Source organism: Metabacillus malikii (assembly GCF_030813355.1).
GTDB classification, from domain to species: domain Bacteria; phylum Bacillota; class Bacilli; order Bacillales; family Bacillaceae; genus Metabacillus; species Metabacillus malikii.
This window is the reverse complement of the sequence record NZ_JAUSUD010000015.1, coordinates 57951-84062: the sequence shown is the minus strand read 5'-3', so window position 1 is coordinate 84062 and position 26112 is coordinate 57951. Positions and strand designations below refer to the sequence as shown.

The window sequence follows — 26112 nt, the reverse complement described above, 5'->3', positions numbered from 1 at the left end:
AATATCCCTCCAATTTTAGTATCTCGAAATCGAGATTTTATTGCAAAATTAAATGCTAGTAGCCTTGTAACCAACTTGTTTTAAAAATGTGGACATTTGTTTGAGGTCATCTACATTGATAGTTTCAAACACTTCTTTTAATTTATTCTCATGTTTTGGGAAAATTTCATCCATTAATGCCTTCCCTTTTGACGTTAATACGGCATAGATAACGCGGCGATCTTTTGGACAGCCTTTGCGTTTTACATAGTTTTTTTGCTCAAGTTTATCAACGACATACGTGATACTGCTGCTTGATATAAGTACTTTTTTCCCGATTAACTGGGTAGGCTGGTCACCTTTATGGTACAGCAGCTCTAAAACCGAGAATTCAGTAGGATTTAAGCCATATGAAGCAACATCTTTCCGTATCACTTCTTGTATAGCTTGAGAAGTGCGAAGGAGTACAGTTACTGCTTTTAACTCTTCACTAGCTAGTTTCATTCGTATCACTCCTCACTGCTAAGGGATGACGCAAGTACGCATCATCACCTGAGCTGTGAAATGCTGTTTAAGCGGCAGGATTTACTTCTAGTTCTACTTTGATTTTAATATCTTTTCCAACTAGTACGCCACCTGTTTCAAGCGCTGCATTCCAAGTTAGGCCAAATTCTTCACGATTAATTTTCGCTTCTGCTTCAAAACCGTAAACTTCTACGCCCCATGGATTAGTACCTTTTCCACCGAATTCTACATCAAATGTTACAGGCTTTGTAACACCTTTGATTGTTAAGTCACCAGTTACTTTGTAATCTTCACCATCTTTTGTAATGTTTGTCGATGTGAAGTTAATTGTTTGATTGTTTTCTACATCAAAGAAATCAGCTGATTTCAAATGATTGTCACGGTCCTCACTATGTGTGTTTATACTCGCTACATCAAATGTGAAAGAAATTGAAGCTCCAGTTAAATCTGTTAAATCATCTGCTTCGACTTCTGCAGTATATGCATCAAATTGTCCTTTTACTTTTGATACCATCATATGTTTTACTTCAAAACCTACTGATGAATGTGATTGGTCAACTACCCATTTTGTCATTTTTGTTTCCTCCTAATTGGTTTTTCATCTCGAATTCGAGATATTGTGTAAAAAAATTTTATTTCGGATTCACTTATCTTCAAATCAAATATCTTTAACCTGAGATAAATTTATCACAATTTGATTTGAACTGTCAACAGTTATGTTTTAATAATTTATTTTGGGGACTTATTTTGGGGACTGTCCCTCACTACTTTAACGCTTTATTGAACTGGGGGACTGTCCCTCACTTCTTTAATGCTTTATTGAAATGAGGGACTGTCCCACTGGCATTGCATGATTGTAATAAACTTTAAATTATGGATAATATTTACTTCTGCTCTTTCCGTGGGAAGTAAAAAAAGGGAAACTGGTTCCTAAGTGACCTTGTTCCCTTTTTTTTACATATTATTTACTTCAATGACTACTTTCCTTTTTCCTTCTTCACCAGGGCTACATTACCATACAACGGCACTACTTTCGGTTTTTGGTCAGGTATCTTTTGCCTTCCTTTAGATTTTTTCTTCTTTTTTAATTGTAATTCTTTCATAAAGGATTCTACTGGTTGATAGAGATACGTTTGGACAAGCCGAAAGAATTGCCATGGGGTCTTCGTTGACTCGGTTTGCAGTTTTACAATCAATGAAAGTCCGAAGGCAATAAGTGCTAGGAACATTTGGTTCCAAATCCCCTGTGGCTTCGTACTCCAGAGCTTTGTTAATTTAAGATGCTGCTTAATCCATTTGAAAAATAACTCAATTATCCAACGATTACGATAGATTTCCATCACTTGTTGAGCTGTGAAATCAAACCTTGTCGTTAAAATTCTATATGTTCTTTCTTTTTCATCTACAAACTCAATGTATCTAATTGGTATATCAGAAATCCCATATAAGACTTTTTCATCTTTAATGACAGATGGGTGACTTGGTTCATATTTTTCCAATGTATATAATCGAAGATTCTTCGTTATTCGAACGACAAACGAGATCTCTTTCTTTTGCCAATCCATTAAGTTTTTTCTCGAAGGATAACCACGGTCCATCACATAGATGGCATCTGCTTCTTCAACTAAGGAATCCGAACTTTCGTAATCACTCACAGTACCTGTTGAAGGTACAATTTTGTCTGGAAATACAATATCTTTTGAGACAACAGTTAATCTAGTATGCATTTTCACTGCATTATGTCCCTTTGAAATAAATGCCCAATCACACAAGTTTTCTGGTAATCTTATTTCAGTAGAATCAACAATATGTAGGCGACCAATACCATTTGGTAATCCTTTATTTGAATGCGTAAGTTGTTTAATTTTCTTTACCACTTTAATAAAAAGTTTTTGTACCCATTCGGTTGGAAGATCGTTGATACGACGGCTCAATTGTGAGCCACTTATTCCTTTAATATCAAGTTCTTTACATAGTTCTGGATAAGCCCTTAGCTTCTCCTCCATGTGTGCATAGGAACTCCATTGGTCTAACTGTGCGGATACAAAAATTTTTAATAAAGATTTCGTGGTAAGCTTATAATTCCCATAGTCAAGTAATGGGCAGTCAAAATCTTCTGTAGGTAGAAGAGATAAGCATTGACAAATAAGCATTTCTCGGCCTATAATTTTACTATTCATTTTTTGTACTCCTTTGTGGAAGACTTGTTTGTTTAGGGAACAAAACAAGGTCACAACTTCTACAATAGGAGTTTTTTTATGTTTAGTAAATACTTTTTATAACATTTTTGGGTTATTTTTCAACACGTGCAACGCTAGTGGGACTGTCCCCATAAAAGTAATTGTAATTATTTTATGGGGAGGGTAAGCTATAAAAAAGTGGATGTATGTTAGGAGAATTCAGTGATGAATGATAGAAATGACATCAACCAACTCAAAGAGAAAATTGACAACTTAGAGACAATTATTAACGAATCACCTGATATTATCGTGATGAAGGATGGTGAAGGAAAGTATATATTCGCAAATAACCATGCACTAAAGTTATACAAACTTAATAAAGATTCATATATCGGAAAAACAGACGAAGAATTAAGTCTTGTATCTCCAATATTTAAACAAGTATATAAAGCTTATATGGAATCAGACAGACAAGCAAGTGCATATGGCCAATCAATTAAAACGGATGAAGTCGTTAATGAACAAGGTCATATATATGAGGTCGTAAAAATCCCACTTTTCTATGACGACGGCAGTAGGAAAGCACTTATCGTCATGAGTAGAGATGTAACCGAGAGAGTACAATCGAAGAGAGACTTAGCTGAAAGTGAAGAAAGATATCGCCTCATCTTAGAAAATACAACAGATTTAATCTTTGTTTTTGACAAAAACGGACGAATTACTTTTGCCTCTCCATCCGTTGAAAAAGTAATCGGAATCGATAAAAATAGACTTTTAGGAAACACCAGATACGAAGGAATGCACCCTGATGATATAGATGAAGGACGTAAAGTTTTACAAGAAGTATTTCAAGAAGGGAAAGGAAAATCAACATTATTTCGATTTATCTCAGCAAAAAAAGAAACAATATGGGTCGAAACAAATCTTGAACCTGTTTTTATCGAAGGCGAAGTCACGTCTGTCGTTGCAGTTTCGCGTGATGTAACGGAGAAAAAACGACTTGAAGATGAACTTAAACATATGGCATTTCATGATATTTTAACAGGAGTTCCTAATCGTCGAGCTTTTTTAGATAAACTTCAGGAAGCAATCACATCCACTAAAAACGATAAATTTGCACTGTTACTTCTTGATGTCGATAGGTTTAAATGGGTCAACGACACGTTCGGTCATGGTGTTGGAGATAACTTATTAATCCAATTCGTCAGAAGAATAACGAAGTGTCTTAGAAAAAATGATGTCATCGCCCGACTTGGTGGAGATGAATTCGTCGTATTATTACCACATATCTCCCATGAAAATGAAGCAGAACTTATCGCCACCAGAATTTTAGATTCACTGCAAAATAAATGGGAAATAAACGAACATGAATTTGTGACAACGTCTTCAATCGGTATTTCGATTTTCCCCGATACGAGCAGAGATGCTTCTGCTCTAATGAAGTGCGCAGACATGACTTTGTATAAAGCAAAACAAACAGGTAGAAACAACTTTCAATTTTACCAGGATCCTTCAAGTGATTTAACAGACAAGGTTATGGTACAAGATTTAGAAAAAGCGATTATCAACAATGAGCTGTTTCTTGTGTATCAACCAAAATATAATTTAGCTACTAAAGAATTAAACTCGGTAGAAGCGCTAATCCGATGGCAACACCCAACTAGAGGGTTAATTTCTCCTCTCGAATTCATTCACTTGGCTGAAGATAATAACCTTATCATTCCGATAACAATGTGGGTACTTGAAAAAGTTTGTATACAGTTAAAGGACTGGTGTGTAAAAGGATACAAAAAGGTTCCCATTTCAGTGAATATTTCAGCAAAACATCTCGAGAAAGGGACGCTAGTAGAAGATGTTAAGAAAATCATTAATAGTACAAATACTAACCCCGAATGTTTAATGTTGGAAATAACTGAAAGTGTTATGATCTCTAATCCTAGTTTAGCAATTGAAACAATCCATGAACTGAAGGAATTAGGAATGAAAATAGCAATTGATGACTTCGGTACAGGCTTTTCATCCTTATCATACTTATTGAAGCTACCAGTAGATATTCTAAAGCTTGATAAATCGTTCATCGGGGAACTATCAGACCGAAAAAATATGTCATTCGTCGATGCTATCGTAAAGTTAGCCCACAATTTAGATTTATCAGTCGTTGCCGAAGGAATCGAAACGGAACAACAACATCAAATTCTAAACCAATACGGTTGTGATTTCGGTCAAGGCTATTTCTACAGCAAACCACTTATAAGTAATCAATTAGTGAAATCGTTTCTAGAAAATGATGAGTTAATGAAATTTATTAAATAAATTCTAATCAAAGGTGACTGCTATTAGTCACTTTTTTCATGAACAGAGTGAATTCTCCTTACTTTTAATTCGATTTTGTAATTGTCATAGTACTTAGTAGTGAAAATCTCTCAACTTTTCACGTTTATCTCTCAAGATTGGGGGAAAATCTCTCAACTTTTGAATGAAATCTGTCAACTTCACTAAAAAATCTGTCATTCGATGAATTTCGACACACACACATTATCGAAAAATTGTATAAAAAAAGTAAGATTTTTTAGAATCTCACTTTGTCATCGGGGTTCCAATGTTTTACTACTCGTAATTCTAGCATCAATGAAACCGACTACTCGTTATACTTGTTACTTTATCTTCAGCATTCACACTCATTCTCTAATCTTTATCATTTTAAGGACAATCTTACTGTGAGGTATGCTCGGTATACTAGTCATGCTATAGCTTAAGTCTTGTTCGGGAATTTCATACTCAAGGCTATTCAATAAAAAATCCAAACTCTCTTTCATTATTTCAATCGTCACCCATTCACCTGCACATCGATGTCCCATTACATAATCCCCACCACCTTGTGGAATAAATTCAAAAGGGCTTCCTTTCCATTCACTGAAGCGCTGTGGATGGAACAAGTCAGGTTTATCCCAAATTTCGGGGTCATGGTTTGTTCCATACAAATCTAAAAACGTTAATGTATTTTCTTCAAACTTATAGTTATTCCAGATAAAATCTTGTTTCACCCGCGCTACTACAAAGGGAAAAAACGGATAATAACGACGGACTTCTTGAATGAACATATGTGCATATTTCCCATCATCACTGACAAGTTTTTCTCTTTCTTCCGGATGATTGTGCAAAGCAAGCAGTGTAAAATTAATAAATATCGAAATTGCAACAATTGGTCTCAATATATTGATGACTTCCACTGCTACAGTCTCTTTGTCAAGAAGCACACCATCTAAATTACGCATCGATGTGAACGTATATAAAGCAGTATTTTCAGAAGGTTGAATTTGCTCGTTACGCACCTTTTCAACAAGTTCTGCCACCCACTTTTCCACACGATTTCTCGCATGTCTTCCTTTCCAGTGATTTGGACCGATTGCAGCGGGAGACTCATACATTGCCACTAAATCGTTTGTTAAGCGCTCCAATTCATCTTCCGCTACAGGAACACCAGCCCACTCACAGGCGGTCTTGCATAACAGTTTCTGAACTTCTTCGTAAAAAATAATTTGTTCCAGCTGTTCCCAATGCTTAGCCGCAGTTCTCCACTCTTGTTTCAAAATCCGCTTTAATCTATTTAGATTGTCCGGCGACATAAGTGACATGAACTTTTCTTTACGATGTTGATGGTTTGCCCCATCTACTGTTTGTATCGCTTTTTTACCAAATAACGTTTGTTTCACGCGGTTAGGTGCTGCACCTTCCCTTTTGAACTTTTCTAGGTGATAAAAAAGTTCAACTGCTTCCTTTCCTCCCATACATATTGCTTTTTTACCTAATATTCGGGTCTCAAAGACATTCGAGTTATAGTTACGGCGTCTATTTAATATATACCTATAACCTTCCTTTAATAGGTTAAGAGTATTATCCATACCCTCTTCATGAGGAATCGTGTTAGACATCGAATCAGCTCCTGCTTAAAATGTGCTCATTTTATCATTTGTTAAATACTACCTAGCTATTCGCAACACAATTAGAATTCTAGCAACTTATTATAAGCCCGTGTTAGTGAAAATCTCCCAACTTTTCAAGTTTTTCTCTCAAGATTTAGGAAAAATCTCTCAACTTTTGAAGAAAATCTGTCAACTTCACTAAAAAATCTGTCATTCGATAAAATTCGACATACCCTCTATGTTGTTTGTACACAAAAAAAGAGTAAGATCCATAAGAATCTCACTCATTTATTGAAGATTATTCCCCAGTTTCTGAAAACTGCTTGATTCTTTCACCAATTTCGTCACGCACTCTTTGAAAGACTGCCCACTTTTCCTCATCAGTTCCTTCTGCTTTTGCAGGGTCATCAAATCCCCAATGGGCACGTTTAACTTGTGGCGGTGTCGTCGGACATTTATCAGCAGCATCCCCACATAATGTGACAACAAATTCAGCGTTGTTTAAAATGTCCGGGTCGATTATATCTGATGTCTGGTCAGTGATGTCAATACCTACTTCTTTCATTGCTTTTACAGCATTTGGATTTAGACCATGTGCTTCAATACCCGCACTTTTTACGTCCCATTCTTCGCTTAAATATTTCTTTCCCCAAGCTTCGGCCATTTGGCTTCGGCATGAGTTTCCAGTACATAAAAAATAGAGTGTTTTCTTCGCCATTGAATCTTTCTCCTTTATTGTTTAATGGATAATAAGCAACCAAATATATAAACCAACTAATGTAATGAACAGTGTTGGAATGGTTAAGATAATACCTGTTTTAAAATAAGTTCCCCATGAGATTTTGACACCTTTTTGTGAAAGGACATGAAGCCATAACAATGTCGCTAAGGAACCAATCGGTGTGATTTTCGGGCCTAAATCAGAACCTATTACATTTGCATAAATTAACGCTTCTCTTATAACTCCAGTAGTGTTTGTATCTGCAATGGCCAACGCGTCAATCATGACAGTTGGCATGTTATTCATAACAGATGATAAGATGGCTGCAATAAAGCCCATACCTACTGTTGCCGCAAATAAGCCTTGGTCAGCTGTCACTTGAATCAAGTCAGCAAGTAAATCTGTTAACCCAACATTTCGTAAGCTGTATACAACGACATACATCCCGATGGAGAAAAACACAATTGCCCACGGTGCTCCTTTTAAAACTGTTCGTGTATTAACAGCAGAACTGTTTTTTGCCATAAGGAGAAAGAAGATTGCAACGATACCTGCAATGATTGACACTGGCACCCCCGCAAATTCACTGGCAAAGTAGCCAATAAGTAGTATGCCAAGTACTACCCATGATAGTCGAAACATTTTCTGATCACGAATTGCCTCAACTGGTTTTTTCAATTGGGACATTTCATAATTTTTCGGGATACTTTTACGGAAAAATAAATATAAAACGAGAATACTTGCTGCTAATGAAAAGAAGTTAGGAATCACCATTCTTGAAGCGAATTCTAAAAATCCAATCCCGAAAAAGTCTGCTGATACGATGTTGACGAGATTACTGACTACTAAAGGTAAAGACGTCGTATCTGCAATAAAGCCACTTGCCATAATGAATGGAAAGACCATTTTTTCACTAAAATTCAAATTACGAACCATCGCTAATACGATTGGTGTCAAAATCAATGCAGCTCCATCGTTTGCAAATAAAGCCGCAACTAATGCGCCCAATATAGACACATAAACAAACATTCTTACGCCATTTCCCTTAGCAGCTCTTGCCATGTGGAGTGCTGCCCATTCAAAAAATCCAATTTCATCTAAAATGAGAGAAATAATAATGATTGCAATAAAAGCAAGTGTAGCATTCCACACAATCGATGTAACATCTATTACATCATTGAAATCAACGACTCCAACGATTAATGCAAGAACCGCTCCACCACAGGCAGACCATCCAATCGAGAGTCCTTTAGGCTGCCAAATGACAAAAATAAGGGTTAACAGAAAAATCGCTGAAGCTAAAATAACCGATGTCAATACAAATACCTCCTACTACTCACAGGAAATGCGTAATCCTTGGTCCGCAAGTTCCTGCAATCTATAATCTTGACTTGGAAGATGAGCGAGAATGCTCCGGACGATGGAATAGTACTCGTTATCTTTATTAATCGAATAGATAATCCATTGACCTCTTCGTGTCTCTTTCACCATTCCTGCATCTTTCAGTTTGCGTAGATGTTGGCTAATAGCAGGCTGACTCATTTTGAATATCTCCACAAATTCACAAACACAATAATCATGGGAATCTAACATTTTTACCATTGTTAAGCGTGTTTTATCTCCTAATAGCTTCATCATTGTTGCAGATTTTTCAATTTCAAGTGAAGATACTTGTTCCATGCAGCAAGACACCTCCTCTTTTGTAAGGCTCATATTGTCATAATAAGTGTTGATAATAACTAATTCGTTGCCAAAGTTTACGATGATAACCACAAAAAGTACCAAATAGTTCTCATTTATTTCTAATCAAAATATATTAGAGCATCTTTATTCTTCTATATATCATCACCATTCATACATCACATATTATCGAACGCTTATATAAACGTTTACTTATATAATAAAAAACTTATATGTTATTTACAAGGATAATTTCATGAAAAATTAAAAAGAAGACCATCGATATAGGAGCTGGTCTTCTTAATTAATGAAGTTACGTTTTAAGAATGGTCGTTCTGGCAACATCCTTCTTGGTCACTATTTTGAAGATGTTCAGTTGTCTTGGTGTAAAAAAACTCCCACTCGTTTCCATCTGGATCGGTAACCCAAAACTTATCTTGGGTAGCGTAGCAACATGTAACATCCATCTCTTCCCGTGCAAAAAAACCAAGCTTCTCCAAACGGTTTTTATGATGAATCACTTCATCTACATCATCTACTTGAAAACCAAAGTGCCCAACTTGATTACCCGAAACTTTATCTTTTAGATTTAACGTAAAGTTTAATTCGGGTGAATCGAGTAAAAACTTTGCATAGTCAGGTCTAACTGTTACAGGTTCTATTCCAAAGACTTTTTCATAAAATTGTATCGACTTCTGTAAGTCTGTTACATTAATTCCAACATGCATTTTCATTATTATCCCTCTTTTCGTTACTAATAATGGTGGGTTTTTACATATTAATCTTCCTTGGTTTCAAAAACAGTCTTTCAAAGTTACCACCTCCCTTAATAAAAAAACATCTAAATATTTGCATTTTGCAAGTATTTATAATGGGTTTTTTAACCCATCGTCCTCCCACAGCAACCTTCTGATTTCGCCATTGCATCATTTAGCAACTTAATTGAGCGGATGACCGTTTCTCTCTCAAACTCATTCATTTTGGAAAAAACATCATTTAAAAATGTACTCATTTGCTTATCGATAGAAGCAGCAATATTGTTACCTTCTGGTGTTAATGAGAGGATACTAATTCTTTTGTCTTCTGGTGCGGGTGATTTTTTAACTAAATTCATTTTTACTAACGATTGAATTTGCCGACTAAATGTTGTAATATCGGTCCCTAATGTATCTGCTATTTGTTGCATTGATGGTTCATGCTGACGGTCAATTTCATATAAAATATGACTTTGGATTAGCGATATTTCACAACCTCCAGCAGTACAGCAATCTTTATTTAACAGTCCGAATCGTCTTGTCATAACTTGAAACAGTTCTCTTAAATCTTCCACTGCATTCACCCCTCTTATCTTTATATGCTAATGTTTGCAATTTACAACTAATTATCAATTTTAATATTTCTCTATTAATTTATCGTATACTAAAGTGAAATTCTTGTATGTATCCTCACCGTACAGATGTAAATCACCTTTAAAAAAGTGCTGGATAATAAATTCCTTTGCCTCATAAATGGTGAAATCCCTTGACTTAATAACTAGATTAAAATACGCATCAAAATAATTTGCTGAAAGAACGCTTGCATGATTGACTGTCATAACTTGCACCACCTTATGTAGATTTACTAATTATCTTCTCCATTGCCATCACGTCAATGAACTGGCCGTCTAAAAGTCCTTGTTTTTCAAAAATGCCAACTTTACGAAAACCACTCTTCATATATAGGGACTGCCCTAATTTATTTAACAGAAATGTAAATAGGATGATTTTGTGGAAATCTTGATCCCTTGCTACTTCTTCAATGTCTCTAAGCAGTTTTTGACCAACTCCTTTTCCACGATTCTCTCTATCTATATAGATTGACAGTTCAGCAACCCCAGCATATGCACGACGGTTACTATAGCGGTTTAATGAAGCCCAACCTATGATTCGATTCTCATTAACCGCAACAAGTACTTTATAACGACCATTGTGTTGGGAAAACCAATTATTCATGAAATCAATATCTTTTTGCTCAGATTCTAAAGTAGCGATTCTATCTTCAATTCCTTGATTGTAAATCTTCAAAATGGACGATAAATCCGTTTCATTTGCTTCCCGAATTGTTATCACCTACTCATTACACTTCCTTATTAGTCAACATAAATTAAACTATAAATTAAATACTTGCACTTTACAAGTATCTTCACACCCCTTATTCTTTCAAAAAAATTAAAATTTACTTCTACCTTTCACTAACTTTTCACTAAACTCTTATAAACTACAATCATCAACAACGAAAGGAGGAGAAACAATATGAATATGAAATGGAAGAAAACATTTATGTGGGGCGGATTGCTAACTACTATGGTATTTGGCATTTACTTTTTGCTAGGCGCAAAACCTAGCCTTGCAATGGGACCACATGGACATGGCCCAAGAGGAATTCAACCACACCGAGGGTTTGATGGTCACCATGGTATCGTTCCACATGTAGGCAGCGGATTTTCGTGGCTAGGATCCATTTTGTTGTTAGCGATTATCATCACAGTAATCGTTCTCGTAGCAAAATGGCTAAGAAAAAAATCGCAAGCTTCTGCGATGCAACAATTTATTGATACATCAATGATGAGTTCACATAAACCAGTGTATAACCAAAATGCAAGCATGATTGACCAATGGGAAAAAAATTTACGAAACAATAAGGAGAATGACTAAATGGGTATTTTTAAAAGAATGAAAGTAATAACAAAAGCTGATTTAAATAGTTTATTAGACAGAGTCGAAGATCCAATGGCGATGCTAAACGAATATACGAGGGAAATTGAGCAAGAGATCACAAAAGCGCATAAGGCACTGTCTCGACAAATTTTTGTAGAAAACAAGCAGGCAGCGCTTATTCTTGAAACAAACAGTTTAATCGAAAAAAGAACTCGCCAAGCAAAATTAGCAATTGACCGCGAAGAAGAATCGATTGCTAAACTAGCTGTGCAAGAAAAATTAATTCATGAAAAACAACTCGCGCACTATCAACAGCAATACGAAATGATTCAATCACAAACGCTTACGCTGAAAGAAAAAATAACAGAATTACAAGAAACATATAACCAGCTCCAGCATAAGAAAATTCTCTTAGCTTCACGTGTAAATGTCGCCCAATCTATGAAACATATTCAAAAAGCAACAGCTTCCTTCCAAACAGATAATATCGTTCGCGGTGTCGCACGCGCAGAGGAACGTATTTTACTTATGGAAGCTGAGGTCCAGGCTAGCAACCAATTCACAAATCCAATCGTATCCTATGATTCCGTGTACCAAAATGCTATTAATGAGGAAGAATTAACAAAGGAATTAGAAAAACTAAAGAAGGAAGATAAAGCAGTGTAAATGAACGATTTATAAGAAGCACCAGCTGACAAGTTAGGTGCTTCTTTGCTTTTAAAAATGTTGAAAGGAGATTCATAATGCTATGGATATCTCGAATATTATCGAGCAATTGAACATGACAAACTATAGTTTATATTTTAGTCAGCCTTTGCCTATATTTATTTACTTACTGATAGCGTTTGTCGCATTCCGTATACCATATGTAAGAGGTTATTTATCTCTTTTTCATCACCTTTTACACGGAATGATAAAAGGAATTTTTGAACGTAGACTACTAAATAAATCGAATGGGATCACAATCAAAAAAAGACGACTTGCATCACTAAAAGATACGATTAGTATCTATGCAGCCTACTCAGGGGTCTCTCTCGCTATAGTTGGCTTATTTTATTTAATAGCAAACCAAAGCTTTCAATTCATTCTCTTATTGTTTCTTGTACTTGTCTTATTAAGTGTCTCTCAATGGATACGCAGAATCACTAGTATTTTATGGGTCTTATCATTTGGGACATTATTAGCCCTTCCGATATATTTCAACGAGCCCATTGTTGTGATGCATTTAAGTATCTTTTTATCCTCTTACCTGTTTGTTCATTCGACTTTTCATGCTTTACAATTGTGTACGCAAAGTCTTCTTAATCGAAAGGATCGTGAAGTTTCTGGATTTTTAACGAGATTAAAATGGATTCCTTCCTTATTATTAGGTTTGATCCTTTTTAGCCAATCATTGCTTATAGGATTTTTTATTGAAACAACTATTTTAAGCTTCCTTTAAGTTTCGCATTGTAAGATTCGAAGATGGAATAGGAGAACCATTTGTCATTTCCTGTTCTAACACGCGCTTAAAGGAGAATTGACGATGAATATTTTATTAGCCGAAGATGATATCAATCTTGGAGAACTAATCTTATATATGTTAAAAAAGAAGGCTGGCTACACGTGTGAGTGGGTTGAGAATGGAGAGGATGCTTACTTTTACACAAATAACTGTCATTACGATGTCATTATTCTAGACTGGATGATGCCGAACGGTACCGGTATAGAAGTCTGTCGACGTTTAAGAAAACAAGGATATTCAGGGCCGATTCTGATGTTAACTGCAAAGGATTCCATCCAGGACCGTATTGACGGACTTGATGCCGGGGCTGATGATTATTTAGTAAAGCCGTTTGAAATCGATGAGCTACTTGCCCGGTTACGTGCACTTTCGCGGCGTAATTATGCTCCACTTTTAGAAGAGGAAATCCAGGTTCATGATTTGGTACTAAATCGAATGAGTCAATCTGTTCGTCTTGGTGTAACGGAAATTCAACTTAGTCCACGCGAGTTTCAATTACTCGATTTATTAATCCAAAATAAAGGACAAGTGCTGCCACGAGAAATCATTTTAGATCGGATTTGGGGCTATGACAGTGAAGTAGCCCCGAAAACAATTGATGCAACTGTAAAATTAATACGGAAAAAACTAAAGAAATTCGGGAAAGACGATTTAGTGAAAAGCATAAGAGGGGTAGGCTATAAAATTGCGAACTAGTCCCCTCTCGTTGATAAGTAAGCTCCATCCTAAAAGAAATAAGGATTTAATTAGCACGACTCAAAGAAGGTTAACTCGAATTTATAGTTCGCTGCTCATTTTATTTCTACTATTATTTGTTATCATCGTTTATACAGTCCTTCATGTCACAATTTTAAAAAGCACTGAAAATGAGCTGGCCTCACTCGTTGCAACGGAAGCTGACGTAATAGAGGAATATTTAGAGACTAATCAACGGAATAATTTTCGCGGCATAGATGCTGGGGACCTTGTCATTGCAGGGGTGAACCAATCGTTTTATTATGTTTTAAATGAACACGGTGAGTTATTAATGGGAGATGAAACGGATAAAGGTTTACATTCGCAACTATTAAAATTGCTATCAGGAAGAATAAATGACGGTCATAACCTTTTCAAAGAAACCGTTCATCTAAACGCTACCTTACCTAACAGTCGCAAGCATGGAGAATTTCATCATCATGAACCTGAACAAACGATAACCCTTATGATTGCAAGTGATACAATTACTTACAATGGTCAATTTATCGGCAAACTCTACATTGGAAAAGATGTAACTTTCATCTATACACTTTTTAACTGGGTGCTAGTTATCCTCGTTGGCTTAGGGATAATGTTTTTCGGGGTCGCTATATTTATCAGCCATAAGATGTCTAAAAAAGCAATGATACCCATTACCTCTGCTTTTACTAGACAACGAGAGTTTGTAGCAGATGCATCACACGAACTGCGCACACCATTAGCTGTATTACTTTCGTCAATTGATGCAATAGACATGACAATTGAGTCGAAGAAAGATGATTTCACAGAAAGTCTCCTTTTAAACATGCGTTCCGAAGTGAATAGAATGACAAATTTAGTAAGCGACTTGTTAGCTCTCGCACGTTCCGATTCGGGTACATTTGATTTGAATCTCGAGACCGTTGACCTCAAAACGCTAGCAGAAAACGCTTTTACGTCACTACGCCCATTAGCAAAGAAAAAACAACTATCAATGAACCTTTTTACTTCATCGTCACTCTTAGTAGTCGCTGACTCAAACAGACTTTCTCAATTGATATACATCCTTTTAGATAATGCAATGAAATACACACCAAACGGAGGTGAAGTAATCCTTCAACTATCAAAGGTAGACTCCACGATATGTATCGTTGTACAAGATAGCGGGATTGGCATTGCAAAAGATGAACTGAAGCAGATTTTTGAACGGTTTTATCGTGCAGATAAGTCACGGACACGCACGGTAGGTGGTCATGGTCTAGGACTTTCCATCGCAAAATCGATCGTTAGCAGCCATAAAGGGTCGATAAACGTTACAAGTGAGATCGATAGAGGAAGTACATTTACAGTGATTATTCCTGTAGAAATTAGCACTTGAAGATACTGCAAAAAGCACATTGAATCGAGGCGCTTTGCCTATAATTTGATGTGCTTTTGATTTCAGGATGTTAAAGTTAAAACTGACTATAACATATCTATATTAGATGATACTGTTTATAAAAATTCTAATCTTCATTTAACCAGTGTTCTGGAACTTGAAGATGCTCTGGCAATTTAGTCTGTTGATTCCCTTTTGCAGCATTAACTTGTGCTTGTGTAAGGAAGATACTCCCTAGTAAATTTGCGCCACATATATTCGCATCTCGTAAATCTGCACCTAAAAAGTCTGAGTCTCGTATATCCGCATTGCGTAAATCAGCAGCAATCAGTAATGCACCTCTTAAATTACTCCCTTTAAGTTGGGCACCTTGTAAGCTGGCACCAATTAAGCTTCCTGACGTTGCTCCCTTTTCGATTTTCAGCTGTTGCTTCCCCCGCCTAGTTTTTGCTCGGACCTGTTCACTAACTTGTGTTAAAAGAATTGAAACTTTAGCACGATGGCACGGAATATCAATAGATAAAATCTCTTCAGGACATAAATCTGTTAACAATTCTGTCTCCTCGTATACTTGTAGCAATGTTTCATGAATTGATGATTCCTTGCCCATCCGTAATACCTCATCAAGATAATAGAGCATTTCATGAATTTGCTGCATGCGAGGAAAAACGTCGAACATTTGGTTTGCGAGGTTTGGATTGTCTCTCCAGTTTTTGCCTTGATAGGTAATTTGAGAAACCTTTTGCCCTGCTCCAAAGCATTCATAAACTGTACAGCCTTTAAACCCTTTGCCTCTAAGGTCGGTGTGGATTTTACAGCGGAAATCGGCTTGTAGATTTTTACAAGGTTCCCCGCCATCTTTCGAAAAGGCAAAATCTGCTGACTTCGCGTAAGGCAAAGCAACACAACATAACCCAAAACAATTCTCACAGTCTGATTGGAAGCTTTTATTCATCATTTGAGTATCAGATCGTTTAGTAGACATCCGTGCACTTCCTTTGGATTAGCATTGATTTAATAGTTTGCTGTTTCCGGCAAATAGGTACATATAGGAGAGTGGTGTTATCAACCTAACAAAAACAACAGAAACTATGAAAATAACTATATTAACCACATCTATTACAACTTAAGTGAAAAAAGGATAACATACAAAACAGCAAATTTCACTCTTTTTTTCACAGTTATTACCTTTTTTCTTAATTGCTATTTTACGTTAGATTTATCAAGTAACGTCAGATTCACAGTGGAAGCTGGAAAATTTTAAAAATTAGTATGAATATTTTTTTATAACATGTTATTTTCGAAATGTAAGAGATATCCATTATGAGAGGATTGAGAAGATGAACTTAACATTCGAAAACATCCCGAATTACCGTATTGCCTATGTACGCCAGGTTGGACCATATGGGCTTGGAAACAAGCAAGCAATGGAAAGGTTAAAAAAATGGGCTAGAGAAAAAAATCTCTATCATTCAGGGGTTATCTTTGGGATTTCACATGATAATCCTGAAACAACACTTCCTGAAAACTGTCGATATGATGCTTGTATCGTCGTTCCGAGTGATTATGAAATTGATGATTCAATGAATGAAGGTGAACTGATAGGCGGTACTTACGGAATATGCAAGATAGAGCATACTACGGCAGCAGTTCAGCAAGCATGGGCTGAAATTATTCCGTGCTTACAAAACAGTGGCTATCAGCTTGAAGATAGACCGATTATTGAAAGATATAGCGGTGAAATGATTGCCAATGGTTTTTGTGAGTTATGTGTGCCGGTTAAGTTAATCTAATTTTGTTACGGAATAGAAAGAACTAGTGGCTTATTATGTACACCACTAGTTCTTGTCTGTATGATGGATAATTTAAGAAGTTACTCCTAGTCGTGGATTAATAAGCTTTTCTACAACAACACCATTACTATTATTGTATTAACTTATGAGACCCATCACAGTTTGGCATCCTTTTTGATAGTCCACAAGTGCAATCTTTTAGCCCCTTGCCAGCAAGAATTTTTTCAATATTACTCTCAATCCTTGACGTCCGTGTCTTCGATTGCTTTGCTTGGGAGAAGTATAGAATGTATGCTCTTTGACGTCCTGGGGTTAAGGCTTCAAAGGCGGGTTTAAGTTCTGGAATTTCCTCAAACTTTGCAAGGAGTTCTTCTGGTATTTCGATTTCATTCGGTTTCTTTTCTACTTCTAATCCAGCCTTTTCTACCTCAATGGCTTCCCGAATATATTCTTTTAATATCTGCTCCAATTCAACTATTTCGTTTACATTTTTAAACCTTATTTGTCGTGCTGCTTGAACTTTATCCGTTTGTTGGACTAGAATCCCGTGTTTGTCCTTTAATAAGGCACCTTTATGGAATAATAGTGCACAGTATTCCTTAAAGCCATGGATTAGTACGACGTTCTTATTCTCGTATGTGTAACAAGGATGCATCCACTTAAATTCCTCATTTAACTCACATTCACGGACAATTTCGCGCAGTTTCACAAATTCTTCATGCCACTTCTCAGTCTTACTTAAAAATTCATCGACTTTAGGATTTGTTTGATTGTTTGTTGTCATAGGGACACCTCATTTATTCGGTCGTTCATGTTATTTGTCAGTTCTATGCTTGTTCTAATATACACAATCTACCAGAGGTTTTCATCTTTCGTCCAGAGAAATTATTTGCCAACTTCATGTTGATAGTTACTATTAGTATGCAAAAATAGAGGTTTTGTTTTTACAGGGTAGACGTTCCGGTTGATTTCCGCTACAGTACTCGCTTTCCGCGGGGTGGGTGCTGAGCCTGTCTAGCTCCGGCGGCTATCGACTAGCAAACTTCAGGTCACCTCCCTACGATAAGTCATCATCGATTCGCCATTCGGCTCACCGTGATTCCTTTATCTCAGTCGATGCCCCTCCAGTTTGTACGTCGATGGGCAAGCCGCCTACGCTTTTCGTACTCCTCAGCGCAAACGCCTGCTCACGTCTCAGCTCTCCCACGCATCCCGCAGGAGTCTCGCACTTCCGCTCCAATCAACCTTTACAGAATTTGCAGCATAGAACCCAAAGAAAATGTTCATATTTAACTAAGTTGTTTTTTTGTTATGTCCCAGAAGATTGAATTGAAATCTAATTTATTAGTTCGTATTTTTCTTATAATTAAAACCTTTTGTCCCATTCTCATTCAATAACTACTTATTATTCACTTTTCCGTTCCATTACATTAATCCCGATTCCCATTAACACAACCCCTATAATCGTCAAAATGCTCATTGGGTACATTAATTCGCTTATCGACTCATTGTATATTGTCGCATGTTTTAATGCTTCCATCGCATGTTTTATCGGGATAAAATCTGATAGCATCAGTAAAAAGTCAGAAGTAACAATTTCCAATGGCCAATACGCACCACCAAGCATGGACATACTTACTGCAACGAGTGAAATGATTGCATTGTATTGTTGCGTGTTTTTGACTAGACTTACGATAAACATCATAAGCGCTACGATTGAGAAAACATATGGCACTAAAATGAGTAATGTTTTTCCAAATCCCCCATAAAAGTCTACACCGATGATATAACGGAAGATGAAAAAGATTAACGCAATCTGAAAATATCCGAGCAGGAAGCTATAAAGCAAATTACCTGCATACATTTCCCACTTTTTCAAAGGAGATAAAATCATTCTGTTCCATACGCCTAGCTGTCTCTCTTGGATAATATGGTGAACATTATATGAAATCGTGTAAATAACGAAAAATAGTGAAAAGCCGAAAATTGTTTGCATTTGATTATCGATAACAACAGAATCGCTCCCACGGAACGAAGCTGTCTCCACCTCAACAAGCGGATTCTCTTCACGGTTGTTTATTTCTTTTAACAGTTCAGCTTTTTCAGCATCGGAAGCAAATGTAGACTCTTCAATGTTCTTTTCCACTAATAGGTCCTGATAAACGGATTGTAAGAAGCTTTCAAGGACATGGAAATTTTCTGTTTCTGTTGCAATGATGATTGTATACGATTCCTCTTTAAGTTGTACACTAGCTTCGACATCACCTTTTCTTACCTTTTCCTTCGCTTGCTCCTCAGACACTAACGTAAATTCAAAACCTTCTGACTCGGTTAATTCCTTCCATATTGCTGAATCTTCTACATTCTCAATATCTGTATATACTGGTATAGCAATCACTTGATCATTTGTGCTGCCGATTAACGTCGCAAAGAGAATACTCATTACAGTCATGCCAATCATAAGCATCGGTTTCCGAATAAATAATTGAAACTTCGCCCTTAGGATGCTTATCATATTGCATCACCCCTCTTTGGAAAACTAGCGACGGCTAACGTTAGCATAATCAAGCCGAAGATTAGTAAATACAAAATATTAGGATAGATCGCCGCAAGTTTTTCACCTTGTAGCAATTGTAATAGGGCTGTCATTCCAGAACCATTTGGTGTATAGTTGCCGAGCATTCCGATGACAGATGCTGAATCTCCAACCGGAATAAAGCTACCTCCTAAAAATGAAATAATCGCGACGATGACATTACCGAAAAAGTTTGAAACTGATTCTGAATTAATTCTAAAGTTTAATGCCGTTAACAATGTTGCTAAACCACCTATTGCAAAGCATAGAGATACATTGACTATCATGAACGCGACGATGTCTTTCCAGACAATTTGAAAAATAAGTGAGGTTACACCATATAAAATCATTTGTTGGATAAAGGCGATAATAATAACTGAGGTAAATATGCCAATAAAATAAGACCATCTAGACGTGTTGGATAGAAGGATTCGATTAAATACGTGAGTTTGCTTTTCCCGATATGCAAATGAGCTTATATTAGAAGCAATAAATAATATAAACATGACACTCATTCCTACTGTATAATATTGCATCGAGTTAATCGGGTCCTGTTTCGAAACTGTTTCAACTGCACCTAGTTTTTCATTTAGAGCCTCTAGCTGAATCCCTTCCTTTTCAACGAGTGTTATTGTTGAAAGCTGCTTTTGATAGTTTACTAAGACATCTTCCACAACATTTGTTGAAATTTCCTTCCCTTCATTTTTAAATAATTTAATTGAAGTAGCTGTAGGCTCTTCAAGCAATACTGCTGAGAGAATATCAAGTGTATAGTTTTCAGGAATCTCAATTATCGCAGCAAAACTTTCATCATTGCGAATATCATCGATCTTGTCAGAGTCTATCATATCAAGTTGAACGATTTCTTTTAGCTCCTTACTGCCAAACACTTCGTCTACTAAAATTTGAATTGGTTTTAATTGAGTTGCGCCTTGTGATAAAGCTTCTGCTGCTTCCACCGGTAATTCTTTTTCCTGAACCTTTTGATTAAAGGCCTCTACATCCCGTTGTTCGTCACTACGGTCAAGCAATGCTACCTTCATTGAAATTGGAGCTTGGTTATCCCCCATCAATCCACCTAAGGCAAAGCCAAGAATCATGATTAATATAAGCGGCATCAGGAGTAAGACCAATAACTCTTGTGGGTTTCGGTACAATACTAATAAGTCTTTCTTAATAAATGGAATAATCATCTGCTTCACCGCCTAATTATCTCTTAAAGCTCTTCCCGTTAAGTGAAGGAAAACATCTTCTAGCGTTGGAGATTTAACGTCTATTGAGATGAGATTCGTCTCCGCTTCTTCGGCCATCTGTGATATTTTTTTAAATAAGTTGTACTCCTTAGGGACAATGATGGTTACACCATGTTCCTCTGCTTTTACTTGACGAATCGTAGGGTCTGCCTGAAGTAGATTGATAAATTCTTCTTTTACTCTCTCAACCTTGATGGAAATCGTATTTTCAGATGAAAGAATGTTCTTAAGCTCATCTTTTGTACCAGAGGCAATAATCGACCCTTTATCCATAATATAAATGCGGTCACATAAGAACTCGACTTCTTCCATATAGTGACTTGTGTACAATACCGTCAGCCCACGTTCCTGATTGAGCTTCTTCACTGTCTCTAAAATATAATTTCTCGATTGTGGGTCAATGCCAACAGTTGGTTCATCCATGATGATCATTTCCGGATTATGAAGCAAAGCTACTCCGATATTGAGCCTTCTTTTCATCCCACCTGAGAATGTCTTGACAATGTCCTTTCTCCGGTCAGTTAAGCCAATTTGTTCTAACACCTCGTTGATTCGCTTTTTTAAGTTTGCGCCTTTTAAACGATAGATTTCTCCAAAGAATCGTAAATTTTCCTCTGCTGACAAATCTGGATAAAGGGCAATTTCCTGTGGGACAACTCCTAGAATTTCTCGGATATTCCGCGGATTTTTAATGATGCTTTCATTTAATAGCTTTACATCACCAGCTGTTGGGACAACTAAAGATGATAGCATCGAGATTGTCGTTGATTTTCCAGCCCCATTCGGACCGAGAAGCCCAACAATCTCACCTTTTTCCAAAAACATATTCACTCCTTGCACAGCAAACGTTTGTTTATATTTCTTTTCTAATTGCACAACTTCTAACATATCGTCCCCTCCTTATCGTTTACATCATATCGAGTTTAAGGTGATAAGAGTACTATCTTGCGTCACTTGTTTTATGTGAAAACATGACCTAAGTCATAATTGAATGAAAAAGAGGCTACCCCGTTGTCTCGTATAGACATTTTGGATAACCTTTGATAATCAAGTTAATTCATTTTTTATCGCAAAAATAGCTAGCTGTGTCCGATCGCGAAGCTCTAGCTTATGTAAAATTTGTGTAATGTGATTTTTCACTGTGCCAATTGATAAAAATAGTTCATCCGCAATTTCCTTATTCGTTTTCCCTTCACCTATTAATCTTGTAATATCCTGCTCACGAGACGAGAGTGGGATTTCAAGCTTTTATCTACTCTTTGTAATAATCGCGGCATAACTTTCGCTGCAACCTCTTCATTGATTGGCATGCCACCTTGAAAACAGCTATGGACTGCATCTAGTAACACTTTTTGGTCAGAGGTTTTTAATAAAAATGCATTTGCTCCATATTTTAACGCTTGTATGGCATATTCATCATCATTAAACGTTGTCAGCATTAAAATTTTCACATGCGGCCAACGACTTTTTATGACTCTTGTTGCTTCAATTCCGTTCATGACAGGCATCCGAATGTCCATTAACACGAGATCGATGACAAGTTCCTCCATCTTTTTAATTGCTTCCTCGCCATTTTCAGCCTCTGCCACCCGTTTGATTTGGCTATCTTGTTCGAGCATTAGCTTCAAGCCTTGCCTAACGATCGACTGGTCTTCTACAATTAACACATTCAACTCATCTTCGCCTCCTCATCACTTCCTGGAATCATGCCTTTGATGATAAAGTGTTCATCCGTTTGATAGACTGTAAGTGTTCCTTGTAGTTCTTCTACACGCTTCCTCATATTTTGAAGCCCGAAGCCCTCTTCGAATGGAACCTTTTTATAGATTCGGTTTTTAACAGTAACTTCAATATTATCGTTTGCCGTTTTGCCAAGTACAACATGTACGTCACGAGCATGGGCATGGCGCATCGCATTCGTTAACCCTTCTTGTATAAATCGATACAGTACAATACTTTGTTCGTTCGTCAACCTTGCTGAAAGGATTCCTTGCTTTGTCGTAAAATGAACGATAATATGACTTTCTGCTTCCAGCTTTTTTATGAGCATCAAAATTGTTGCAATCCCTTCAGATTCTCGATCCTTTAACGCTCTAACCGCAAAACGCGTTTCTTCTAAACTATCCTTTGCCAACTCTTTCAGTTCGAGATAAGGTTCAGCACCGTTTTTGATTGAAAGGATTTCTAACTGCATTAGTAACGCCGTTAACTTATGCCCGACTGAATCATGAATGTCCCTTGCGATTTTCGTCCGTTCCTGATTACGTGCCTCTTCCTCAGAAACGAGTGACATCCGTTTTAACCTTCGATATTCCCCTAGCAACTCTTCATAGAGGTTACGCTGTTCACGTTTTTTCGTCGATAACGAGTTTAATTGGATTGCTAATATGTAGAATAATAGAGAATATATAAATGCTGAATGCTCGATAATATTTATCAATGCAAAGACTAATAATCCTACAGCAGAAATAATGACTAATATCCTAAAGTAAACAAGATTTAGTTGCTCTGAAGCCAATTGAGCGATATATAGTATAAGTAAGAGAATATAAAGAATATCCCTCTCTATGAAACCTATCGTTAGCAATAACCCCGTCATGACCATATATAGATAAAATGGTCGTGATGCTACTTTTAAAAAGAAATATAACGTCATAATTGCTGCACAAATCAGCATCACACTTGGAGAAACAACTTCTCCTTCAAAATAAAAAAACAGACCCCAAAGTACAATCATTCCTAATGTTTGGATTATAAATTGTTTCATATAAAGCTCACATATTTCATGTTCATTCTTCCTTCTATTCTTGTATTATAACACCTTATCAAGTTGCTTCTTTTACAGAGTAATCCTTATTGTAATTAGGTCTATCTATACCAACGCAATACAGTAATGGCAGAGCTAATTTGAATATTTGATATGTTAAATTAACCCATTACGTTATAATTTGATTATAACGTAATGAAGGGACTGAATGATGCACAGATATCAATATTTTTAACTCATCCATGTAGGAAATTTTTTTTTAGGAGGTAAAGGTATTGATTAAAGAATTGTACACAAATAGGTTATATTTAAGGGAAATTTCTATAGATGATGCACCTGCATTATTTACGATATGGTCTGATAGAGATGTAACAAGATTCATGAATATTTCTCCTTTCACGAAAGAAGCTCAGGTGCTAGAGATGATACAGCTTCTTAATCAATTAGCTGAAGAAAAAAAGGCAGTTCGTTTCTCCATGATTCATAAGGAAACAAAGGAGTTAATTGGGACTTGTGGATTTAATACTCTAGACTTTGAAAATATGAAAACTGAAATAGGTTATGACCTAGCTAAACCTTATTGGGGTAACGGCTATGCACTTGAGGCGATCAATGCGCTTGTTAGTACTGCTTTTACTACTTTAAACTTTAATCGGGTTGAGGCAAAGGTAGAACCAGAAAACAAAAATTCCATTAAGGTTTTAGAGAGAGGTAACTTTATTTTTGAAGGAATACTTAGACAGTCAGAGCTTTCAAAGGGGAAATTCATCGATCTTTCTATCTACTCTAAGCTTCAATCAGACTAATTTTGAATTAATATAACAAGGGACGATACCTACACTTCCAATATAAAGTGTAGTATCGTCCCCTCTTTTATTCTTGCGGATTTATCACAATCTCAACACGACGATTTTTTGCTTTTCCTTCCTCTGTCGTATTTAATGCAATCGGTTTTGTTTCACCATAACCTGTAGTCGATATGTTGATATGGTTAACTTTCCCGTTTTGTCTTACGTAGGTTTCCACTGCTTGTGCTCGTTTTTCTGATAATGTTTTATTATATTGATCTTCACCTGTATTATCGGTATGGCCATTTATGTGAATGACTGTATCTGATTTTAAGGTTTCCAACGCTTTGATAACTTCATTCAACGTTTTTTGAGCATCAGGTTTTAATTCGCTCTTATCATGGTCAAATAATATGTCATCAGGTAATTGAATTTTTGTTTCCTCACCATCAGTTGTAAGATTTGTTTTTTCCGGTGCTTTAACGATTGGCGGCTTTGGATGTAGGATAACTTCAATCATGTTTCCGTTCCCGTCTTCCTTATTTGCTATAACCTGCTCACCACTCATCTTCTCGAAATGCTCCCCGTAGATTTGCTTCATTTTTGTTTTCAATATATGTGAATTCGTAGGTTTTGACGTAATTTTAATATAACCGCTATCGGTAATCGTGTCATATGGGATTTGTAAGATAAAAGTACCATCACTTACGACATTTGCTTTTGAACTTACCCAGTTTTGTGCAAGAGTGGCATCTTTTGATGAATAATAGGATGCAACCAAGTCTGTGCCCTCTAATAAGTTTGATTTCCCTTTTACATAGAAATAATGATGGTCATTCGTTAATTCTGTATCAATCCAGACATTAGTATTAGCATAGTCATCAGGTGTTTCTTCTCGTTTCGGTGTTTCAATTGGATAAACTTTTTGTTCCTCTGTAGGATTAACGAGTATGGAAGCATGAATTTTCTGATATTCTTCCTCCAAAATTTCATGTTTATATACAAACGGTCCTTCTAAATTCTCCCCATGTTCACCATAAACGGCTTCAATCTCGTCGGCCTGTCCTAAACCACCGAGGATGACATCAATTGTTACATATATCGGTCCATAGTTTTGTAGCTCAGTAGGTATTTCATAATCAAAATTGCCATTCTTATCGACTTCTGCATCTTTTTCACATAACAGGCAGATTGGATTGCGAACGGAAAAAGGTCGGTCAAGCCAATCAACTTCTACTCTTGTCCCTGCCAATAAGTTGCTTTTTCCTTTAACGGTAATTACCCCGTTTTCATTGACAACTTCACCGCTTAACTCGATGTTTGTCACGTCTTTATCAGCTTTATTATTATCTGTTTCCTCTTCATTTTTGTCTTCCTTACTTGTTTCCTTTTCAACTGCACGACTATTTTCTTCAACTGTCTGTGTTTCCTGATTATTCGCACATCCAACCAAAAATACAATGGCTGTGACGATAAGAATAAGCCATTTTGTTTTTCTCTCCATGTCTATGTTTCCTCCTATGTCTCTATGTATCTATTTACGTTAAATGATTTTTGACTCGAAAGGAATAAGCGCATGGTACTAGGAATAATGGCACAAACAGTGGAACGAATTCTTCACCTCAAAAAAGGGCAT

26 protein-coding genes and 1 pseudogene are annotated in these 26112 nt (G+C 36.5%); 8 read left to right on the top strand and 19 right to left on the bottom strand.

The features are described from left to right. Window positions 1-48: 48 nt before the first annotated feature. The 3 genes from J2S19_RS14610 to J2S19_RS14600 form a co-directional block, all read right to left on the bottom strand. Window positions 49-483 carry a MarR family winged helix-turn-helix transcriptional regulator gene (locus J2S19_RS14610; RefSeq protein WP_307343455.1) on the bottom strand — a complete coding sequence of 145 codons (435 nt, stop codon included), beginning with the start codon at window positions 481-483 and terminating at the stop codon, window positions 49-51. A 67-nt stretch (window positions 484-550) separates the two neighbouring features. Continuing rightward, window positions 551-1078, bottom strand: a complete 528-nt coding sequence (locus J2S19_RS14605) for a YceI family protein (protein WP_307343453.1) — start codon at window positions 1076-1078, stop codon at window positions 551-553. A gap of 403 nt (window positions 1079-1481) precedes the next feature. Beyond that, the gene (locus J2S19_RS14600; RefSeq protein WP_307343450.1) at window positions 1482-2684 is read right to left on the bottom strand and encodes an IS4 family transposase; all 1203 of its coding nucleotides are present in this window, start codon (window positions 2682-2684) and stop codon (window positions 1482-1484) included. Between the two features lie 225 nt (window positions 2685-2909). On the opposite strand from J2S19_RS14600, the gene J2S19_RS14595 reads away from it, so the two are divergent. Beyond that, window positions 2910-4997: an EAL domain-containing protein gene (locus tag J2S19_RS14595; RefSeq protein WP_307343446.1), complete on the top strand. Its 2088-nt coding sequence runs from the start codon at window positions 2910-2912 to the stop codon at window positions 4995-4997. Window positions 4998-5362: 365 nt separating this feature from the next. Here J2S19_RS14595 and cypC read toward each other — a convergent pair whose 3' ends face one another. From cypC to J2S19_RS14555, 8 genes are all read right to left on the bottom strand, one after another. Continuing rightward, complete coding sequence (gene cypC, locus J2S19_RS14590) at window positions 5363-6616, bottom strand: CYP152 family fatty-acid peroxygenase CypC (protein ID WP_307343443.1); 1254 nt, start codon at window positions 6614-6616, stop codon at window positions 5363-5365. Window positions 6617-6905: 289 nt separating this feature from the next. Next, entirely contained in the window at window positions 6906-7325 is a 420-nt protein-coding gene (arsC, locus tag J2S19_RS14585; RefSeq protein WP_307343440.1) for an arsenate reductase (thioredoxin), read from the bottom strand. Window positions 7326-7346: 21 nt separating this feature from the next. Then, complete coding sequence (locus J2S19_RS14580) at window positions 7347-8645, bottom strand: arsenic transporter (protein WP_307343437.1); 1299 nt, start codon at window positions 8643-8645, stop codon at window positions 7347-7349. A gap of 15 nt (window positions 8646-8660) precedes the next feature. Beyond that, window positions 8661-9008, bottom strand: coding sequence for an ArsR/SmtB family transcription factor (locus J2S19_RS14575; protein WP_307343434.1), 348 nt, complete (start codon window positions 9006-9008; stop codon window positions 8661-8663). Window positions 9009-9328: 320 nt separating this feature from the next. Next, the gene (locus J2S19_RS14570) at window positions 9329-9745 is read right to left on the bottom strand and encodes an ArsI/CadI family heavy metal resistance metalloenzyme (protein WP_307343537.1); all 417 of its coding nucleotides are present in this window, start codon (window positions 9743-9745) and stop codon (window positions 9329-9331) included. Window positions 9746-9888: 143 nt separating this feature from the next. Beyond that, entirely contained in the window at window positions 9889-10338 is a 450-nt protein-coding gene (locus J2S19_RS14565; RefSeq protein ID WP_307343431.1) for a MarR family winged helix-turn-helix transcriptional regulator, read from the bottom strand. A 60-nt stretch (window positions 10339-10398) separates the two neighbouring features. Continuing rightward, window positions 10399-10602 (bottom strand): hypothetical protein, encoded by a 204-nt coding sequence (locus J2S19_RS14560; RefSeq protein WP_307343428.1) that lies wholly within the window; start codon window positions 10600-10602, stop codon window positions 10399-10401. A gap of 13 nt (window positions 10603-10615) precedes the next feature. Further along, window positions 10616-11116 (bottom strand): arsinothricin resistance N-acetyltransferase ArsN1 family A, encoded by a 501-nt coding sequence (locus J2S19_RS14555; RefSeq protein ID WP_307343425.1) that lies wholly within the window; start codon window positions 11114-11116, stop codon window positions 10616-10618. A gap of 183 nt (window positions 11117-11299) precedes the next feature. On the opposite strand from J2S19_RS14555, the gene J2S19_RS14550 reads away from it, so the two are divergent. The 5 genes from J2S19_RS14550 to J2S19_RS14530 all read left to right on the top strand — a co-directional run bounded on the left by J2S19_RS14550 (window position 11300) and on the right by J2S19_RS14530 (window position 15300). After that, entirely contained in the window at window positions 11300-11701 is a 402-nt protein-coding gene (locus J2S19_RS14550) for a hypothetical protein (RefSeq protein ID WP_307343422.1), read from the top strand. Further along, the gene (locus J2S19_RS14545; RefSeq protein WP_307343419.1) at window positions 11702-12370 is read left to right on the top strand and encodes a PspA/IM30 family protein; all 669 of its coding nucleotides are present in this window, start codon (window positions 11702-11704) and stop codon (window positions 12368-12370) included. An 82-nt stretch (window positions 12371-12452) separates the two neighbouring features. Then, a complete protein-coding gene (locus tag J2S19_RS14540; RefSeq protein WP_307343416.1) occupies window positions 12453-13145 on the top strand; it encodes a hypothetical protein in 693 nt (230 codons plus the stop codon). An 84-nt stretch (window positions 13146-13229) separates the two neighbouring features. Further along, window positions 13230-13904, top strand: coding sequence for a response regulator transcription factor (locus J2S19_RS14535; protein ID WP_307343413.1), 675 nt, complete (start codon window positions 13230-13232; stop codon window positions 13902-13904). Then, the gene (locus J2S19_RS14530) at window positions 13894-15300 is read left to right on the top strand and encodes a sensor histidine kinase (RefSeq protein WP_307343410.1); all 1407 of its coding nucleotides are present in this window, start codon (window positions 13894-13896) and stop codon (window positions 15298-15300) included. The genes J2S19_RS14535 and J2S19_RS14530 overlap by 11 nt, the downstream gene beginning before the upstream one ends. 127 nt (window positions 15301-15427) lie before the next feature. Here the strand turns inward: J2S19_RS14530 and J2S19_RS14525 are convergent, their stop codons facing one another. Beyond that, on the bottom strand, window positions 15428-16285 hold the full coding sequence (locus J2S19_RS14525; RefSeq protein WP_307343407.1) for a pentapeptide repeat-containing protein: 858 nt from the start codon (window positions 16283-16285) through the stop codon (window positions 15428-15430). A gap of 355 nt (window positions 16286-16640) precedes the next feature. On the opposite strand from J2S19_RS14525, the gene J2S19_RS14520 reads away from it, so the two are divergent. Further along, entirely contained in the window at window positions 16641-17093 is a 453-nt protein-coding gene (locus J2S19_RS14520; protein WP_307343404.1) for an AraC family transcriptional regulator, read from the top strand. Window positions 17094-17223: 130 nt separating this feature from the next. On the opposite strand, the gene J2S19_RS14515 is transcribed toward J2S19_RS14520, so the two are convergent. From J2S19_RS14515 to J2S19_RS14490, 6 genes and pseudogenes are all read right to left on the bottom strand, one after another. Next, window positions 17224-17877, bottom strand: coding sequence for a DUF1801 domain-containing protein (locus J2S19_RS14515; protein WP_307343401.1), 654 nt, complete (start codon window positions 17875-17877; stop codon window positions 17224-17226). 621 nt (window positions 17878-18498) lie between these two features. Next, the gene (locus J2S19_RS14510; protein WP_307343397.1) at window positions 18499-19608 is read right to left on the bottom strand and encodes an ABC transporter permease; all 1110 of its coding nucleotides are present in this window, start codon (window positions 19606-19608) and stop codon (window positions 18499-18501) included. Next, window positions 19605-20861 (bottom strand): ABC transporter permease, encoded by a 1257-nt coding sequence (locus tag J2S19_RS14505; RefSeq protein ID WP_307343392.1) that lies wholly within the window; start codon window positions 20859-20861, stop codon window positions 19605-19607. The genes J2S19_RS14510 and J2S19_RS14505 overlap by 4 nt, the downstream gene beginning before the upstream one ends. A gap of 12 nt (window positions 20862-20873) precedes the next feature. Next, window positions 20874-21809, bottom strand: coding sequence for an ABC transporter ATP-binding protein (locus tag J2S19_RS14500; protein WP_307343389.1), 936 nt, complete (start codon window positions 21807-21809; stop codon window positions 20874-20876). Between the two features lie 159 nt (window positions 21810-21968). Then, window positions 21969-22540: pseudogene (locus J2S19_RS14495) on the bottom strand (response regulator). Window positions 22541-22590: 50 nt separating this feature from the next. Next, window positions 22591-23688, bottom strand: coding sequence for a sensor histidine kinase (locus tag J2S19_RS14490; RefSeq protein ID WP_307343386.1), 1098 nt, complete (start codon window positions 23686-23688; stop codon window positions 22591-22593). A gap of 275 nt (window positions 23689-23963) precedes the next feature. Here J2S19_RS14490 and J2S19_RS14485 point away from each other — a divergent pair, with 275 nt between their 5' ends. Continuing rightward, window positions 23964-24494, top strand: a complete 531-nt coding sequence (locus tag J2S19_RS14485; protein ID WP_307343383.1) for a GNAT family N-acetyltransferase — start codon at window positions 23964-23966, stop codon at window positions 24492-24494. Between the two features lie 67 nt (window positions 24495-24561). Here J2S19_RS14485 and J2S19_RS14480 read toward each other — a convergent pair whose 3' ends face one another. Then, window positions 24562-25980 carry an OmpA family protein gene (locus J2S19_RS14480; protein WP_307343380.1) on the bottom strand — a complete coding sequence of 473 codons (1419 nt, stop codon included), beginning with the start codon at window positions 25978-25980 and terminating at the stop codon, window positions 24562-24564. Between the last annotated feature and the right edge of the window lie 132 nt (window positions 25981-26112).

Excerpts from the sequence above, each read along its gene's own strand:
- J2S19_RS14575 (WP_307343434.1), bottom strand. The coding sequence starts at position 9,008 with ATGGAACAAGTATCTTCACTTGAAATTGAAAAATCTGCAACAATGATG.
- J2S19_RS14490 (WP_307343386.1), bottom strand. The coding sequence starts at position 23,688 with ATGAAACAATTTATAATCCAAACATTAGGAATGATTGTACTTTGGGGT.
- J2S19_RS14510 (WP_307343397.1), bottom strand. The coding sequence starts at position 19,608 with ATGATAAGCATCCTAAGGGCGAAGTTTCAATTATTTATTCGGAAACCG.
- J2S19_RS14550 (WP_307343422.1), top strand. The coding sequence starts at position 11,300 with ATGAATATGAAATGGAAGAAAACATTTATGTGGGGCGGATTGCTAACT.
- J2S19_RS14600 (WP_307343450.1), bottom strand. The coding sequence starts at position 2,684 with ATGAATAGTAAAATTATAGGCCGAGAAATGCTTATTTGTCAATGCTTA.
- J2S19_RS14605 (WP_307343453.1), bottom strand. The coding sequence starts at position 1,078 with ATGACAAAATGGGTAGTTGACCAATCACATTCATCAGTAGGTTTTGAA.
- cypC (WP_307343443.1), bottom strand. The coding sequence starts at position 6,616 with ATGTCTAACACGATTCCTCATGAAGAGGGTATGGATAATACTCTTAAC.
- J2S19_RS14595 (WP_307343446.1), top strand. The coding sequence starts at position 2,910 with ATGAATGATAGAAATGACATCAACCAACTCAAAGAGAAAATTGACAAC.
- arsC (WP_307343440.1), bottom strand. The coding sequence starts at position 7,325 with ATGGCGAAGAAAACACTCTATTTTTTATGTACTGGAAACTCATGCCGA.
- J2S19_RS14480 (WP_307343380.1), bottom strand. The coding sequence starts at position 25,980 with ATGGAGAGAAAAACAAAATGGCTTATTCTTATCGTCACAGCCATTGTA.
- J2S19_RS14545 (WP_307343419.1), top strand. The coding sequence starts at position 11,702 with ATGGGTATTTTTAAAAGAATGAAAGTAATAACAAAAGCTGATTTAAAT.
- J2S19_RS14520 (WP_307343404.1), top strand. The coding sequence starts at position 16,641 with ATGAACTTAACATTCGAAAACATCCCGAATTACCGTATTGCCTATGTA.
- J2S19_RS14610 (WP_307343455.1), bottom strand. The coding sequence starts at position 483 with ATGAAACTAGCTAGTGAAGAGTTAAAAGCAGTAACTGTACTCCTTCGC.
- J2S19_RS14515 (WP_307343401.1), bottom strand. The coding sequence starts at position 17,877 with ATGACAACAAACAATCAAACAAATCCTAAAGTCGATGAATTTTTAAGT.
- J2S19_RS14560 (WP_307343428.1), bottom strand. The coding sequence starts at position 10,602 with ATGACAGTCAATCATGCAAGCGTTCTTTCAGCAAATTATTTTGATGCG.
- J2S19_RS14540 (WP_307343416.1), top strand. The coding sequence starts at position 12,453 with ATGGATATCTCGAATATTATCGAGCAATTGAACATGACAAACTATAGT.
- J2S19_RS14505 (WP_307343392.1), bottom strand. The coding sequence starts at position 20,861 with ATGATTATTCCATTTATTAAGAAAGACTTATTAGTATTGTACCGAAAC.
- J2S19_RS14525 (WP_307343407.1), bottom strand. The coding sequence starts at position 16,285 with ATGTCTACTAAACGATCTGATACTCAAATGATGAATAAAAGCTTCCAA.
- J2S19_RS14500 (WP_307343389.1), bottom strand. The coding sequence starts at position 21,809 with ATGTTAGAAGTTGTGCAATTAGAAAAGAAATATAAACAAACGTTTGCT.
- J2S19_RS14535 (WP_307343413.1), top strand. The coding sequence starts at position 13,230 with ATGAATATTTTATTAGCCGAAGATGATATCAATCTTGGAGAACTAATC.